The sequence below is a fragment of the Nocardia sp. NPDC051911 genome (genome assembly GCF_040681035.1).
Taxonomy (GTDB): domain Bacteria; phylum Actinomycetota; class Actinomycetes; order Mycobacteriales; family Mycobacteriaceae; genus Nocardia; species Nocardia sichangensis.
In genome coordinates this window covers 35,480-50,516 of sequence record NZ_JBFAXY010000044.1, presented here as the reverse complement: position 1 = coordinate 50,516, position 15,037 = coordinate 35,480, and the positions used below count along the sequence as shown (strand labels likewise).

Here is a 15,037-nt window from a genome sequence, read left to right as displayed (position 1 = left end):
TCTGAAGGATGTCCCCGAGTTCGAGCTGGCCGCGATCAAGCACTTCTTCGAGCGCTACAAGGATCTCGAACCCGGCAAGTTCGTCAAGGGCTCGGAGTGGGTCGGGCGGGCCGAGGCCGAGGCCGAGGTGCAGGCGTCCATCCAGCGGTTGAAGGACCAGGGCGGACACTGAAGCCCTTCGGGCACAACGAAAGCGGGGAGTCCGGCAGACACCGGACTCCCCGCTTCGCGGTCGGGGTCACGAAAGGCGAAAAGGGACACCCGGAATCCGGATGCCCCTTCTCTGTGACAGGTGGCTCAGTAGTAGATGTACAGGTCGTAGCCGTCCCAGGTCTCGATGCACTCCCAGTAGTAGCCGCCGGTGCTCGGCGACTCGCCGTCGGCCCGGCACGCGCTCAGCGTGGCGTAGGTGCCGACGTAGGTGCCGCCGTAGGCGACCTCCTGGTAAACCGGTGCGGCGGAGGCCGAAGCGGCCGTCGACACCCCGGCGACGGCAGCGGTGGCCAGCAGACCAGCGGCGAAGAAGGACTTGATACGCATCGCTCTTGCTCCTGAATGCGAGATGAAATTTTTGACACCTCAAACGATATGGGCGATCGGCATCTCGCACAGCCACCCCTAGGGTGAGGGCAACGCAACCCTGAGGCGAATCACCTTGCCCACCCTCGATACCCACCCTTGGGGTCGGTGACGGCGCACCCGCCCGGGTGCGAGCGCGCCGCCGGTGTCAGTGGCCGCGGAATTCGGGCGCGCGCTTCTCGAAGACGGCCTTGACCGCCTCGGCGAGATCCTCCGACGGCAGGAACGCGGCGTTCCACGCGGAGACGTAGCGCAGGCCCGCGGCGATCTCGTCCTTGCGCCGCTGCTCCAGCACGTCTTTGACGCCCTGCACCACCAGCGGCGGGTTCGCTGCGATCTCCCGCGCGGTGGCGTGCGCCGCGTCCAGCACTGCGTCTTGGTCGGGGAAGACGTCGTTGACCAGGCCGATCTTCTCCGCGCGCGCGGCGTCGATGTCCTTGGCGGTGTAGGCGAGTTCGCGCAGGTGTCCCTCACCGATGATGCCGGGCAGCCGTTGCAGCGAGCCGACGTCGGCGACGATCGCGACCTTCGCCTCGCGCAGACTGAACTTCGCCTCCGCGCTGGCGTAGCGGATGTCGGCCGCCGCGATGAGATCCAGCCCGCCTCCGATGCACCAGCCGGACACCGCCGCGATCACCGGCTTGCGGCAGTCCGCCACGGCCGTGATCGCGGCCTGCATCTTGCGCACGTCGACGAGGAAGTCGGTGCGAGGGGCGGCCAGCGCGCGATCGGCCAGCAACGGGCCGAACGTGCCGCTCATCGCGGGCAGGTCCAGACCGTAGGAGAAGTGTTTGCCGGAGCCGGTCAGCACGATCGCGCGCACCTCCGGATCGGCGTCCAGCGCCTGGAACACTTCCGGCAGCTCGCGCCAGAAGTCGGGACCCATCGCGTTGCCCTTGCCGGGGCCGATCAACGTCACCTGCGCGACGTGATCCTTCGTTTCGACGGTGAAAGCCTGCCAATCTGTCATTTGTACAGCGTATCGAGACAAATCGGAGCCCGTGTCCCGACCCGGTGATGCGCGACTCGGAAAGAAAACCTCGCCGCGTGTAAACCCTGCGCAAATTCGCAATGGTGTACTGGTCCGCGGTGGACAGAACAGCGGATCATGAGCAAGTCAGCAAACCTCATTCACCGGCTTCGGAGGACGTCATGCTGATGCATCGCGGGATCGGTCTCGACCGCTTCAACGAAATGCCACGCGGCCGCGCGGTGCACGCGCTGTACGAGTGCTGCTGCAACGTCACGTGGGCCGCGACACTGGCCGACGCTCGCCCCTATTCCGATCGGGACGCGCTGCTGAGCAAGGCCGATGTCGAACTGCTCGCGCTGTCCCAGCGGGACGTCGACCGCGCCTTCGAAGGGATTGCGCACGAACCGGTCTCGGCGCGAGACGTGACCGAACTCGCGCGGATAACCCGTGGGCGGATCGCCGGGATGCTCGGCCCGGCCGAGGGCTATCCGGAATACTGAGCCGACCGCGTGACTTCCCCGGCGTCCCGACCGCAATCGCTCTACCCTGGTGGGATGCGCAGGTCGTCATTGCCACCGGTCGCCTGCCGGGTCGCGGACACCCTCATCTCCCGGGGCCATCACGGTCTCATCGTGGCCCAGCCGGAGCCCACCCACACCGCCGACGACGCCGCGCGGGCGCTCGGCGTCGACGTGGGCGCGATCACGAAGTCACTGGTGTTCCTGCTCGACGACGACCCGGTGTTGCTGCTGGTCTCGGGGGCGCACCAGGTCGACCTGGAGAAGACCGGCGCGCGTCTGGAAGGGACGCTGACCCGCGCCCCCGCCGACATGGTGCGCCAGGTGACCGGTCAGCCCATCGGCGGCGTCGCGCCGGTCGGCCACCCGACCAACCTGCCCACTTGGGTCGACAACGCGCTGGCGCACCATCGGGAGGTATGGGCGGCGGGCGGGCATCCGAACACCATTTTCCGCACGTCGTTCCCGGAATTGCTGCGGATCACCGCGGGTCTTCCGATCGACGTCGACTAACTGGCGCCGGCGTCGCGAGATCGTGCCGGAGGCCGCGAAACTTCGATACTCGATGTCCGCCCGGTCCAGCGACAACCGGGGTCGCGTTCGACATGTGCCACCGCCGCGGGCCGTGAGACCCGCGTAGTTTCGTGTTGTGACCGAAGCACCACGGCCCGAGACGGAACTACAGGTTCCGGACGATCTGAGCGGCATCACTGCGGAGCAATATCGCGCGTCGATGCGCCACTATCCGGCCGGCGTCACCGTCGTCACGCTGCGTTCTCCGCAGGGGCCGGTCGGCTTCACCGCGACTTCCTTCGCCTCGCTGTCGCTGGACCCGCCGCTGGTGTCGTTTAACATCGCGCACACCTCCTCCAGCCTGTCCGGCATGTTGGACGCCGAGTCCGTCGTCATCCATTTCCTCGGCGAGCACCAGCAGCACCTCGCCCACCGGTTCTCCCGCAGCGCGGAGGAGCGCTTCACCGACCGGTCTCTGTGGACCGCCCTCGACACCGGCGAACCGGTCCTGCACGGCACCCCGATCTGGCTGCGCGCCACCGTGCACCAACTGATCCCCATCGGCGACCACACCTTCGTCGTGGGGTTGGTCACCCGGGTACATGACAACACCGATGAGAAGCCCTCCGCCGCTCCGCTGCTGTACTACAACGGCCGCTACTACCGGCCGACCGCCCTCGGCGACTGATCCGAGTTCGCTACGCCACCCTCGGCCGCACCTGCACCACCAACTCGGCGTCGAGCGCACGGGCCAGCCGCTCCAGCACAGGAAGGCTGGGCACCGTCCCACCCGCCTCGAACCTGGCGACCGCGGACTGGGTCATACCTGCGGCATCGGCCAGCCCGGTCTGACTCCAGCCCCGCTCCTCGCGCATCCGCCGAATTGTCCGCCCCAGTTCATAAGCCAACCGAGCCGCTTCGTAAGCCTCCGCAGCGCCGGGTTCCTTCATCCGGCGGTTCCTGATTTCCGCCCAATCACCACGCTCAGCCATTGATCTCATCCTCCTCGGCCGTATGCCGCTCCGCGATGCAGCGGTCGAGCGCTCGTCGCGCTCGCTCGACCTCGGCATGCTCCCGCATCCTCGTCTTGACGAATACGGTCAGCATCACGATCCGACGACCAGGTGCAATCCAGTAGGTGAGCCGGACCGCGAAACTGTCCAAATAGAACCGCAGTTCCCGCAGCTTACCGTCCAGCTGCCGGGTATACGGCTCGCCGAGCAGCGGTCCCTTGTCCCCGAGCAAATCGATGTAGAACGCCACCCGGGCGAATGCGACCGAGGGGAGCCTTTCCACCCAATCGCGCACCTCCGGTTCCAACTCCACAATACCCAACCCATAGCATCAATGCTATATCGCCTGGGAGCCTTAGTACCCTTTTCGACGAGATCGAGGAACAAGCGTCGTTTCAGCCGACTAGGCAGGGAGCCGCGCCGGTGGGGGCTGTTGAGGTGAAGGGGCGCGTTTCGGGAGTCGGGTTCCATACGCCGTTCTCGGCGGCGTAGTTCCAGGTGGGGCCCGTCGCCACGAGGGTGGCTATCGCATCGATCAGGCGGTCGACGTCGGCGGAGGTGGTGCCGAGGCCGATGCTCGCGCGCAGGGCGCCGTCCAAGCCGAGGCGGGTGAGCAGCGGGTGGGCGCAGAAGCGTCCGTCGCGGACGCCGATACCGTGTTCGGCGGAAAGAAAGGCGGCGACCTGGCCGGGGGCGAAATCGTCCAGGGTGAACGCGACGATGCCGACGGAGTCGGGGCTGTCGGTCCAAATGCGCAACAGCCGAACGCCAGGAATCTCGGCCAAGCCGTCGCGGAGACGGTCGGCGAGTCGATGTTCGTGCGCGGCAAGGGTTTCGGCGTCGATGGCACAGAGCGCGTCACAGGCGGCGGCCAGCGCGGCGGCGCCGAGCACGTTCGGCGACCCGGCTTCGTGCCGCTGCGGAGCGGGCGCCCACTCGGCCGCGTCGGTACTCACCTCACGCACCGCGCCCCCGCCCGCGAGGTAGGGCCGCGCCGCGTCGAGCCAATCCCGTCTGCCCACCAGCACACCCGAGCCGAACGGCGCGTACAGCTTGTGGCCGGAGAACGCCAGATAGTCGATTCCGCTGACGCGCAGGCTGATTCGACGATGCGGAGCCAGCTGTGCCGCGTCGACCAGGATTCGGGCGCCGCACTGGTGCGCGACGGTGGCCAGCCGCTCCAGCGGAAGCACCTCGCCGGTCACATTCGACGCACCGGTCACCGCGAGCAGTGCGGCGGGCCTACTGCACAGTTCGGCGACCAGCCTGCCGATGGTCTCCTCCACCGTGTCGGCGGCCTGCACGACCCGCCTGCCCTGCCTGGTCCAGGGCAGGAAGTTGGCGTGGTGCTCGATGTCGAGCACCACGGTGTCGCCGGGCACGCAGGACGCGAGCAGGTTCAGCGAGTCGGTGGTGTTGCGGGTGAACACCACCACTTGGTCGTCGGCGGCGTCGAGGAACCGGGAGACCGACCCGCGGGCGGCCTCGTAACACTCGGTGGAGATCCGGGAGGCGTAGCCCGCGCCGCGATGCACGCTCGCGTAGTACGGCAGCAACTGCTGCACCCGGTCGGTGACCTGCGTCAACGCCGGCGCGCTCGCCGCGTAGTCGAAGTTGGCGTAGGTGGCCGTTCCGCCTTGCACCAGCGGAACGAGCAATTCGTCGCCGGAGACCCGGGCGAGAGCGGCACAGGTGTTGTCGACAGTGGTAGTCATCACGTGAATCCCGTCGGCTCAGGGACCCGCAATCGCATGATTCGTCGAGTCCGCGCTTGCCGCGCCCGGTCGGGCGGCGGCCGGGTCGTCACCCGGAGCACCCCACCGCGGAGGAGGGTTGCCGGCCAGCAAGCCGGGGCTTCGCGCTGGCACTCATGACCTGACCCGAGGGTGGCAGAAGCACCCCGGCGCTGTCAACCACGTTCGACCCCGAGTCCCCAGGAGCACCGCGTGGAGATAACCACCAGGCGTGAGCCTTTACAAGCATCCCGACGACAGCGCGCGAGCCGCTGCCTCGGGATCCCACGCGCCCCTCGGCAACTGACGCCTTCGACCGCGCTCCGAGGCGGCGGACCGGTCGCCGGCGCCACGAGCCTCGACGCCGCACGCGCCCATCCCGAGGTCCGCACCGCTTCGATGAGCGGAATCACACCCGCACACGAGCGATCTCCCGGCGAACCCGAGGGTCGACGGACCGACCAGCGATTGCCCTGTCGCGGCGGCGAATATCGATCCCACCTGCAACGACGCGCAGGACGCCCGCCGATCCGGCGTCCACTCCGGTGAACAACGAACGACGACAACCCCGGGTACCGTGGACAACTGGCCATCGTGGCGTTTGCCCTTTGGTAACCCAGCTATGACACAACAACGGGAAAGTGTGAGGCGAGTCGATGGGAGGTGCGCAGAGCACCATGCTCGAGATAGACGTCGACGCGCCCGCGGGCCCGTTGTCGCGCGGTGACCGCGCGCCGGAGGCCAGGACACTGGTCGACATCCTGACCGCGACGGCGCTCGCCCACCCCGACGCCCCTGCCATCGATGACGGCCGAGTAGTGCTCTCCTACCTGGAGCTGGTCGTCGAGATCGAGAAGACCATGGCCCGTCTCGCCACCGCTGGTGTGCGACCGGGCGACCGGGTCGGCGTACGCATACCGTCGGGTACCCGTGCGCTCTACGTGACCATCCTCGCCGTCCTGTACTCCGGCGCGGCCTACGTGCCGGTCGACGCGGACGACCCGGACGAGCGCGCCCAACTGGTCTTCGGCGAGGCGCAGGTCACCGCGATCGTGACCGCGGCGGGCATCGAGACCACCGCCGCGGGCATCCGTGCGGCGGAAGAGCAGCGCGAGGAAAGCTGGTCGACGCTGCCGACTCCCCGCGATGACGCTTGGATCATCTTCACCTCGGGTTCCACCGGCACCCCGAAAGGCGTTGCCGTCACCCACCGCAACGCGGCCGCCTTCGTCGACGCGGAAGCCGACCTGTTCCTTCAGGACGCCCCGATCGGCCCGAGTGACCGTGTACTCGCCGGATTGTCGGTCGCCTTCGACGCGTCCTGCGAGGAGATGTGGCTGGCCTGGCGCAACGGCGCCTGCTTGGTGCCCGCTCCGCGTGAGCTGGTGCGCACCGGCGCCGATCTCGGTCCCTGGCTGGTGCGGCGGCGGATCACCGTGGTCTCGACCGTCCCGACCCTGGCGGCGACCTGGCCGGTCGAGGCGCTGGAGGCGGTGCGCCTGCTCATCTTCGGCGGCGAGGCCGTCCCGCCGGAACTCGCCGAGCGTCTCGCCGGAAACGGTGATGTGGCGCGCGAGATGTGGAACACCTACGGCCCCACCGAAGCCACGGTCGTCGCCTGCGCCGCGCGGTTGGACGGTCAGTGGCCGATCCGAATCGGATTGCCGCTCAACGGCTGGGATCTGGTCGTCGTCGATGCGGCGGGTAACCCGGTGGCCGAGGGGGAATCCGGCGAACTGGTGATCGGCGGCGTCGGGCTGGCCCGCTACCTCGACCCGGCCAAGGACGCCGAGAAGTACGCGCCGCTGGCCTCCGTCGGCTGGGAGCGCGCGTATCGCAGCGGCGACCTGGTGCGCAACGACAGCGCAGGTCTGGTCTTCCTCGGCCGCGCCGACGATCAGATCAAGCTGGGCGGGCGGCGCATCGAACTCGGCGAGATCGATAACGCTCTGCAACGCCTGCCCGGAGTCACCGGCGCCGCGACGGCCATCCGCACCACAAAAGCGGGCAACAAGCTACTGGTCGGCTATCTGACCGGACCCGGACCGGATTTCGATGCCAAGGCCGCGCGCGCGGTCCTCGCCGGACAGTTGCCCGCGCCGCTGGTGCCCCGGCTCGCGGTGGTCGACGAACTGCCCACCCGCACCTCCGGCAAGGTCGACCGCGACGCGCTGCCCTGGCCGCTGCCCAACGCCGCCGAGGACGACGACGACAACGACCTGACCGGCACGGCCCTGTGGATCGCCGGACTCTGGGACGCCATCCTCGGCGCGGAGGTCGGCGATCTCGACGCGGACTTCTTCGACCTGGGCGGCGGTTCACTCGCGGCGGCCCAGCTGGTCACCGCCTTGCGCGAACGGTATCCGCAGATCGCCGTCGCGGACGTCTACGACCATCCCCGCCTGGGCGCGCTCGCCGAGCTGCTGGAGCAGACCACGCCCACCGTGGCCGTCGCCGACCGGACCGTGCGGCCGACGCCACCGCTCGCGCAAGCCGCGCAGGTACTCGCCACCATCCCGCTCACCACCCTCACCGGCCTGCAGTGGCTCACCTGGCTGGCGATCGTCGGCAACATCGCGGCCTGGTCCGGGTCGCTGCCATGGCTGCCACAGCTGTCCTGGTGGTGGACGCTGGTCGCGTTCCTGCTGTTCATCTCGCCGCTCGGCCGGATGACGATCTGCGTGGCGGGCGCGCGGCTGCTGCTGCGCGGCGTCCGGCCGGGGCGCTATCCGCGCGGGGGCTCGGTGCATCTGCGGTTGTGGGCGGCCGTGCGCCTGTCCGAGGCCAGCGGCGCGGAGAATCTGTCCGGCGCCCCCTGGATGGTGCCGTTCGCCCGCGCGCTCGGCGCGAAGATCGGCAAGGGGGTCGACCTGCACAGCCTCCCGCCGGTGACGGGGATGCTCGAACTGGGCGATGGTTGCAGCGTGGAGCCGGAGGTCGACCTGTCCGGCTACTGGATCGACGGCGACGTGGTGCATCTCGGCCCGATCACCGTCGGCCCCGGCGCGGTGGTCGGCTCGCGCTCGATCTTGTTGCCCGGCACGAAGATCGGCAGGAACGCCGAGGTGGCGCCCGGCTCCGCGGTGGCGGGCAAGGTGAAGGCGGAACAGGAGTGGGCCGGTTCGCCCGCGGTGAAGGTGGGCAAGGCCCAGCACCGCTGGCCCGCGCACACGCCGGCTCGAGCCCGCCGCTGGGTCGGCGTCTTCGGTGTCACATCGATGGCGCTGGCCGCCATGCCGATTCTCGGCATCGGCGCCGGTGGCGCGTTCCTCGCCTGGTTCGTTCGCGACACCCGCACGCTCGCGGGCGGCGTCGCGCGCGCATTCGCCGTGCTTCCCTTCGCGACCCTGCTCAGCCTGGGCGTCTACGCCGCGGCGACCATCGTCGCGGTCCGGCTGCTGAGCATCGGCCTGACCGAGGGCTATCACCCGGTGCGCAGCCGGGTCGGCTGGCAGGCATGGGCCACCGAGCGCCTGCTGGATTCCGCACGCACTTTCCTGTTCCCGCTGTATGCCAGCCTGCTCACCCCGCTGTGGCTGCGCTTGCTCGGCGCGAAGGTGGGCAAGAGCGTCGAGGCCTCCACGGTGCTGCTGCTGCCGAAGTTCACCACCGTCGCCGACGGGGCGTTCCTGGCCGACGACACCATGATCGCCGGTTACGAACTCGGCGGCGGCTGGCTGCACATCGGTGCGGCCAAGGTCGGCAAGCGCGCCTTCCTCGGCAACTCCGGCATGACCGCCCCCGGGCGACGGGTCCCGAAGAACGGGCTGGTCGCGGTGCTGTCGGCGGCGCCGTCCAAAGCGAAACCCGGCTCGTCCTGGCTGGGCAGCCCACCGGTCCGGCTGCGCCGCGCCGCGGAGAACGCCGACACGGCGCGCACCTTCGATCCGCCCGCCCGCCTGCGCGTCGCCCGCGGCATCGTCGAGACGTGCCGCTTGATCCCGGTTCTGGTGACCTTCGCGATCGGTCTCGGCGTGCTGTGCACCCTCGCGTGGCTCGCGCAAACCTTCGGCCACCTGACCGCCGGGCTGCTCAGCGGACTGGTGCTGCTGGCGGCGGGTGGCGTCGCGGGGGCGACCTCGGTGGCCGCCAAGTGGTTGCTGGTGGGGCGGATCCGCGCCGAGGAGCATCCGCTGTGGAGTTCGTTCGTCTGGCGCAACGAGGTTTCCGACACGTTCGTGGAAACGGTTGCCGCACCATGGTTCGCGCGCGCGGCGACCGGGACGCCCGTCCTGAACCTCTGGCTTCGCGGTCTCGGCGCAGGCATCGGGCGCGGGGTATGGTGCGAGTCCTACTGGCTACCGGAGGCGGACCTGGTGACTCTCGGCGACGGCGCGACCGTGGAACGCGGATGTGTGGTGCAGACCCACCTGTTCCACGACCGGATCATGGCCATGGACACCGTCACCCTCGGCGCGGGCGCCACCCTCGGTCCGCACTGCGTGGCACTGCCCGCCTCGACGCTCGGCGACGGCGCGACCATCGGCCCGGCTTCCCTGGTCATGCGCGGCGACGCGGTGCCCGCCTCGACGCGCTGGTGGGGCAACCCGATCGCGCCCTGGTTCACGGGCGATCCCGGGGCACGCTGATGGCGGGCAAGTTCTACGAAGCCCCCATCGACGAGTACCTCCCGCAGAACGGCAACCGGGGGTATCGCGTTTCCCGGTACGAGCTGGAACTGGCCTATCGGGTGTCCGCCAACCGGCTCACCGGGCGCGCCGCGATCACCGCCGTGACCACCGAGGCGCGCACCCGGTTCGCACTAGATCTCGGCCAAGCGCTGAGCGTGTCGAAGGTGTCCGTCAACGGGATCAAGGCCGCGAAATTCGCCCATCAGCACGGCAAGTTGGTCGTCACGCCGCAACAGCGGATTCCGGCGGGCGGCGTGCTCGCGCTGGTGGTGCAGTACGGCGGCACGCCGAAACCGGTGCGCGGGCCGTGGGGCGAGGTCGGGTGGGAAGAACTCACCGAAGGCGCGATCGTGGCCAGTCAGCCCAATGGCGCGGCGTCCTGGTTCCCGTGTGACGACCACCCGAGTTCCAAGGCCAGCTACCGGATCTCGATCACCACCGATTCGCCCTACTACGCGGTGGCCAACGGCACCCTGCTGCGCAAGCAGACCAAGTCCAGTCAGACCACATGGGTGTACGAGCAGGCTGAGCCGATGTCGAGCTACCTGGCCACCATCCAGATCGGTCACTACCGCAAGCACCGCATCGGTTCTTCGCAGGCGGTGCCGATGCAGGCGATCCTGCCTGCGCGGCTGCGCGCCAACTTCGACCACGACTTCGCTCGTCAGCCGAGGATGCTCGAGGTCTTCAGCGAGAAATTCGGCCCCTACCCTTTCGCGGACTACACCGTCGTCGTCACCGACGACGAACTGGAGATCCCGATCGAGGCGCAGGGCATCTCCATCTTCGGCGCCAACCACTGCGACGGCCGCCGCGGCGCGGAACGACTGGTCGCGCACGAGCTGGCCCACCAGTGGTTCGGCAACAGCCTGACCATCCGGCAGTGGCGGGACATCTGGCTACACGAAGGCTTCGCCTGCTACGCGGAATGGATCTGGTCGGAGGCCGCGGGCGGGCCGACCGCCGATCAGCTGGCCCGCGCCGCACGGCACAACCTGGCCCGCGAGCCCCAGGACATCGTCATCGGCGATCCGGGACCGCAGCGGATGTTCGATGACCGCGTCTACAAGCGGGGTGCGCTCACCCTGCACGCTTTGCGCCTGGAACTCGGCGACTCGACCTTCTTCGACCTGCTCCGGGAATGGACCATTCGCTACCGCCACTCGTCGGTGACCACCGAGGAATTCACCGACCTGGCCGGGCACTACAGCCTGGTGTCGCTACGCCCACTGTGGGACAGCTGGCTGCTCGCCGAGCGACTACCGCAGCTGCCCCCCTACGGCGGCGCATCGACGGCCTGATCAGAACACCAGATAACGCGCGGCGAGTTCCTCGACCAGCGGATCGTCCTCCGGCACGTTGGCCAGCGCGTCCAGATCGGTCTCCACGGCGATCTGCCGGGGGTCGTCGTGCTCGGTGTCCCGGGGGTCCTCGATGAGCTGGCGCAGCAGTTTCTGCTGCACCCTGGTCTTCAGCGAATCTCTCATACCTTGGGGCTGCCCGTACATTCGCGTGTTACACCGGTGTGAACAGGGTTCCCCACGGCGTATTGCGTACCACCGTGTAGATCGCCAGCAATACGAAGAACGTCCACATGGTCGTCCGGCTGATCGACGGCAACCGCATCTTCCGGCCGCGCCACCCCTGAACCGTCCAGTCCAGCACCCACACCGCGAACGCGAGAACCAGCGGAAGCGCGAGCAAGTTGCTGTGCAGAGCATCGATGACATGCCCGTCGGTGAGGTTGTGCACGGCGCGCATCCCGCCGCAGCCGGGGCAGTAAAAGCCGGTCAGCGCGTACACCGGACAGGTGCCGTAGGAACCCTCGACGTGCGGATCGCGCAGGTGCAGCAATACGCCGACGCCCACACCGACACCCGCCACCAGCAGCGGAAGCGCCGCCCCGCGCCACCCGGTCTTCGGCTCGGTTCCCAGGTCCGTCACGGGCCCGGAGGCAGGGTGCGCGATGTCCACGAGTCAACCGTAACCGGGCGATGAGGTGCGCCGCCACGGCAGCGCCCCGCTACTTCGGCTGCGCGAACCGCAGCACATTGCCGGACGGGTCGGCAAGGTCGAATCCCGGACCGCCCGGACCGTCTTCCGGACGACCAGGGTCGGCGTAGCGATAACTCTTCGCGGCGAGCTCGGCATGCCAGGCGAAGACATCGCCGACCGCGATCCACACGACGCTGCCCGGGGTGCCGTCCCCGTGGTGTTCGCTCAGGTGAAGGGTCGCCTCGGCCCGGGAGAACTGCGCGTAGAGCGGGAAGTCAGCACCGAATCGATGCTCCCAGTCCACTGCGAAGCCCAGGTAGTCCCGGTAGAACTCGTAGGTCCGCACGACGTCGAACATGCGCAGCACGGGAATCGGCGCGGCGAACTCGATAGCGGTCATGCCCCGATCTTGGCATCGCGGTCCGACAGCCCAAACGAAGCGCGTCTGACTTTTTCTTTCGAAATGATCTTTTGCCGTACCGAATCCGGGGGTACTCCCCGATATAGACCAGGAATACCGTCGTACGGCGCTAACACTAGCAAGCACCGCTGCTTGCACTGTACGGTGACGGTGGACACAAAGGAGTGCCTGATGCTGGTGAAGTCGATGAGGACGCTGGCGGACGCGCATAACGGTGCGCTCACCGCCGATTACCGTGCCGGACTGCGGTCCCGCACCTTCCGTACCGCGTCGTTGAACGCGCCGACCGCTCGCCACGCGGTCATTCCGGTTACCACCCGAGACGGCGCTCGCTTGCGAGTACACGCGTACGGTCCGGCCAAGGGCGATGTCATCGTCCTGATCCACGGCTGGAGTTGCAGCATCGAGTACTGGAACCCGCAGATCAACGCGTTCGCCGACCGGTACCGCGTGGTCTGCTACGACCAGCGCGGGCACGGCGCGAGCGAACTCGGCAAGTCCGTCCCCAGCAAGGAGTCGCTGGCCGACGATTTGTCGGCCGTGCTGAACGCCACGCTGCGCCCAGGACAGCGGGCCGTGCTCGTCGGCCACAGCATGGGCGGTATCACCGTGCAGGCGTGGGCCGCTCGCTATCCGGAGCAGGTCCGCAAGCAGGCCGCGGCCGCCGTCCTGTTGAACAGTACGTCGGGCAACATCCGCTACGACACCGATCTGCTTCCGCTGCTGAACAAGCCATTGACCTTGGCGGACCGCCCGATCACGGTGTTCGGCGCCACGGTACGGATGCCCATGATCGTGGCCGAGACGCTGCTCACCGCCCCCGTCCCGCTGCCGGGCGGCTGGCCGACGAGCGCGCTGCTCAAGGCGCGCGTGATGAACCCGCACGCAACCGCGGACCAGGTCGAGTTCGCGCTCGGCATCGTGCGCTCGTGCCGACCGCTCACCCGAGGCAGGCACGCCGCCGCACTCGCCGACATGGATCTCGCCGAAGCGGCCGCCTCCCTCACGGTGCCCACCACGGTGATCGCGGGCGCCCACGACCGTTTGCTGCCCGAGCGCATGTCGCGCCGCATCGCCGACGCGCTCGCGGAAGCCGGTCATTTGGCCGCCTACCACGTCTGGCCCACCGGGCATCTGGGCAATATCGAAGCCGCCGACCGCTTCAACGCGGAATTGGCCGCCATCGCCGAGCGCGCCCACCTGCGCTCCGCAGCCGCCGGCTGACCCCGGAGAACGTTCTCCTGGATCGGTCAACGGCGCCCGGTCCAGGAGCGGCGTTCCCGAAGTGCGGTCGGCGATCCTGTCCGCTTCGCGGCGACGCCTCCATTCAGTTTGCTAATGCGTCACCAAATCGATCGCGCCCGCGAAAAACGCTGTCGCTCATCGTGAATTTCCGGCGCGCCGACGCCGAATCGCCGCCGCCCACCGCACCCTTCGTACGCTCCCGTTAACACTCAGCGAACTCATGTCGACACAGCAGGCAGACAGTTCGAGTCCGACGAAGGGAGCAGCGGTGGATGTCCGGCATGGTGTAGCGGTCATAGCTCTGACCATCGGCACACTCGGTGTGGCCGCCCCGGTGGTATCCGCGCTTCCTCTCGGCGTCCCCCCGGCGCGAACGCTCTGCGACGGTGGGGGCGCGGGCATCGGCATGATCGCCGCCTACTACGACCCTGACCGCAACTACTCCGGTCTGCCCACGCTGTGGATCCGCCCCGAGTTCGTCTTCGCGCCCGACCGGCCCGGCGGCTCCTGCGGCGTGGAAGTCACGGTTTCCTGGCGAAATTCCGACACCGGCGTGTACGGCACCCTGCCACCGATCCGGGTCGACGACAGCACACCGGCCGAGGAGAACGCGGCAGGCTCATGGATACCGGTGCCCATTCCCTCCGGTCTGGGCCGCGTGGAAGTCCTGATCGCGACGGACGCTCCCCACGTTCCCGGAAAGGGAGTCTTCGTCGTGACGTAGTCGGCGGCTCAGCCGGTGCCGCGGCGTGACTTCATCATCCGAACCCATTGGGCGATGGCCGCCACGGCCGAGAACATCGCCGTCGCACCGGCGAACAGCGCGGTACCGGTGAGTTTCGCGGTCTCGAACTCGACCTTTCGCAGCCCTGGCAGCGGATATTGCCCGTTGCCTGAAGCCCATCGGATCACATAGCCGACCTGCGTGCCGAGGTCGGTGGGCGGGCCGGAGCCGATCATGGAGCGCAACTCCGGCCCCTTGCTGTTGAGATAGACCAGCGTGAAGGCGATGAAAAGCGCCACCGCCACCGCCGAACCGGTCGTCAAACGCGCGAGTGCCTCGGTGCGGGACCAGAGATTGGCCAACGCCGCGAGCACCGTGAGGAATATCGCGATGGTGGCGAAAATGGCCCATGTGCCGCTGAGATTGGAGTGCGCGGGCGGATTCTTCGACCAGAGCCCCACGAGCGTGGTGGTGATGTGGGTCTGGCCGAAGGCGTTGCTCCAGATCGTGCCATCCGGTCCGCCGGTGGCGAGCCACGGCTTGAACAGCAGGGTGAACGTGATGATGCTTCCGCCCGCGGCACACAGATAACCCGAGTTGTCCCGGAGCAAGACCACCAGCGGTTGCGCTGCCGCCCGGATTTGCGGCAACCGGGTCTGGAGTTTCGGCGGCCGCCCCCGAAGTTTCGGCAA

Annotated in this window: 17 protein-coding genes and 1 riboswitch; of the genes, 8 read left to right on the top strand and 9 right to left on the bottom strand. The window is 68.4% G+C overall.

The features are described 5' to 3' along the window. The coding region (locus AB0L97_RS35125; protein WP_364438387.1) for an inorganic diphosphatase at window positions 1-172 on the top strand (172 nt) is incomplete at its 5' end. 125 nt (window positions 173-297) lie between these two features. Here the strand turns inward: AB0L97_RS35125 and AB0L97_RS35120 are convergent. Further along, entirely contained in the window at window positions 298-540 is a 243-nt protein-coding gene (locus tag AB0L97_RS35120) for a hypothetical protein (protein WP_067794586.1), read from the bottom strand. Window positions 541-727: 187 nt separating this feature from the next. Beyond that, complete coding sequence (locus AB0L97_RS35115) at window positions 728-1,549, bottom strand: crotonase/enoyl-CoA hydratase family protein (protein WP_355079185.1); 822 nt, start codon at window positions 1,547-1,549, stop codon at window positions 728-730. Window positions 1,550-1,731: 182 nt separating this feature from the next. On the opposite strand from AB0L97_RS35115, the gene AB0L97_RS35110 reads away from it, so the two are divergent. The 3 genes from AB0L97_RS35110 (at window position 1,732) to AB0L97_RS35100 (ending at window position 3,271) form a co-directional block, all read left to right on the top strand. Next, on the top strand, window positions 1,732-2,052 hold the full coding sequence (locus tag AB0L97_RS35110) for a 2-oxo-4-hydroxy-4-carboxy-5-ureidoimidazoline decarboxylase (RefSeq protein WP_355079187.1): 321 nt from the start codon (window positions 1,732-1,734) through the stop codon (window positions 2,050-2,052). A 54-nt stretch (window positions 2,053-2,106) separates the two neighbouring features. Then, a complete protein-coding gene (locus tag AB0L97_RS35105) occupies window positions 2,107-2,583 on the top strand; it encodes a YbaK/EbsC family protein (protein WP_356963536.1) in 477 nt (158 codons plus the stop codon). A 136-nt stretch (window positions 2,584-2,719) separates the two neighbouring features. Then, window positions 2,720-3,271: a flavin reductase family protein gene (locus AB0L97_RS35100; RefSeq protein ID WP_364438364.1), complete on the top strand. Its 552-nt coding sequence runs from the start codon at window positions 2,720-2,722 to the stop codon at window positions 3,269-3,271. A 10-nt stretch (window positions 3,272-3,281) separates the two neighbouring features. Here the strand turns inward: AB0L97_RS35100 and AB0L97_RS35095 are convergent, their stop codons facing one another. The 3 genes from AB0L97_RS35095 to AB0L97_RS35085 form a co-directional block, all read right to left on the bottom strand. Then, the gene (locus tag AB0L97_RS35095; protein WP_356963535.1) at window positions 3,282-3,533 is read right to left on the bottom strand and encodes a helix-turn-helix transcriptional regulator; all 252 of its coding nucleotides are present in this window, start codon (window positions 3,531-3,533) and stop codon (window positions 3,282-3,284) included. A 34-nt stretch (window positions 3,534-3,567) separates the two neighbouring features. Continuing rightward, a complete protein-coding gene (locus tag AB0L97_RS35090; protein ID WP_364438361.1) occupies window positions 3,568-3,879 on the bottom strand; it encodes a type II toxin-antitoxin system RelE/ParE family toxin in 312 nt (103 codons plus the stop codon). A gap of 112 nt (window positions 3,880-3,991) precedes the next feature. Continuing rightward, window positions 3,992-5,311, bottom strand: a complete 1,320-nt coding sequence (locus AB0L97_RS35085) for an aminotransferase class V-fold PLP-dependent enzyme (RefSeq protein WP_364438358.1) — start codon at window positions 5,309-5,311, stop codon at window positions 3,992-3,994. A 47-nt stretch (window positions 5,312-5,358) separates the two neighbouring features. Further along, window positions 5,359-5,472: riboswitch (SAM riboswitch) on the bottom strand. A 534-nt stretch (window positions 5,473-6,006) separates the two neighbouring features. Here AB0L97_RS35085 and AB0L97_RS35080 point away from each other — a divergent pair. Next, window positions 6,007-9,918: a Pls/PosA family non-ribosomal peptide synthetase gene (locus AB0L97_RS35080; protein WP_364438384.1), complete on the top strand. Its 3,912-nt coding sequence runs from the start codon at window positions 6,007-6,009 to the stop codon at window positions 9,916-9,918. Next, the gene (locus tag AB0L97_RS35075; protein WP_355079201.1) at window positions 9,918-11,261 is read left to right on the top strand and encodes a M1 family metallopeptidase; all 1,344 of its coding nucleotides are present in this window, start codon (window positions 9,918-9,920) and stop codon (window positions 11,259-11,261) included. Before AB0L97_RS35080 ends, AB0L97_RS35075 begins: the two co-directional genes overlap by 1 nt. Here the strand turns inward: AB0L97_RS35075 and AB0L97_RS35070 are convergent, their stop codons facing one another. The 3 genes from AB0L97_RS35070 to AB0L97_RS35060 are packed head-to-tail and all read right to left on the bottom strand — an operon-like array spanning window position 11,262 to window position 12,355. Further along, window positions 11,262-11,447, bottom strand: a complete 186-nt coding sequence (locus AB0L97_RS35070) for a hypothetical protein (RefSeq protein WP_355079203.1) — start codon at window positions 11,445-11,447, stop codon at window positions 11,262-11,264. A gap of 28 nt (window positions 11,448-11,475) precedes the next feature. Further along, window positions 11,476-11,934 carry a DUF2752 domain-containing protein gene (locus AB0L97_RS35065; RefSeq protein ID WP_364438353.1) on the bottom strand — a complete coding sequence of 153 codons (459 nt, stop codon included), beginning with the start codon at window positions 11,932-11,934 and terminating at the stop codon, window positions 11,476-11,478. A 49-nt stretch (window positions 11,935-11,983) separates the two neighbouring features. Continuing rightward, a complete protein-coding gene (locus AB0L97_RS35060; protein ID WP_355079207.1) occupies window positions 11,984-12,355 on the bottom strand; it encodes a glyoxalase superfamily protein in 372 nt (123 codons plus the stop codon). Between the two features lie 192 nt (window positions 12,356-12,547). Between AB0L97_RS35060 and AB0L97_RS35055 the strand changes: the two genes are divergently transcribed. Both AB0L97_RS35055 and AB0L97_RS35050 read left to right on the top strand, forming a co-directional pair. Beyond that, on the top strand, window positions 12,548-13,600 hold the full coding sequence (locus tag AB0L97_RS35055) for an alpha/beta hydrolase (protein WP_355079209.1): 1,053 nt from the start codon (window positions 12,548-12,550) through the stop codon (window positions 13,598-13,600). 289 nt (window positions 13,601-13,889) lie between these two features. Continuing rightward, the gene (locus tag AB0L97_RS35050; RefSeq protein WP_364438348.1) at window positions 13,890-14,345 is read left to right on the top strand and encodes a hypothetical protein; all 456 of its coding nucleotides are present in this window, start codon (window positions 13,890-13,892) and stop codon (window positions 14,343-14,345) included. An 8-nt stretch (window positions 14,346-14,353) separates the two neighbouring features. On the opposite strand, the gene AB0L97_RS35045 is transcribed toward AB0L97_RS35050, so the two are convergent. Then, the gene (locus AB0L97_RS35045; protein WP_355079213.1) at window positions 14,354-14,995 is read right to left on the bottom strand and encodes a hypothetical protein; all 642 of its coding nucleotides are present in this window, start codon (window positions 14,993-14,995) and stop codon (window positions 14,354-14,356) included. Between the last annotated feature and the right edge of the window lie 42 nt (window positions 14,996-15,037).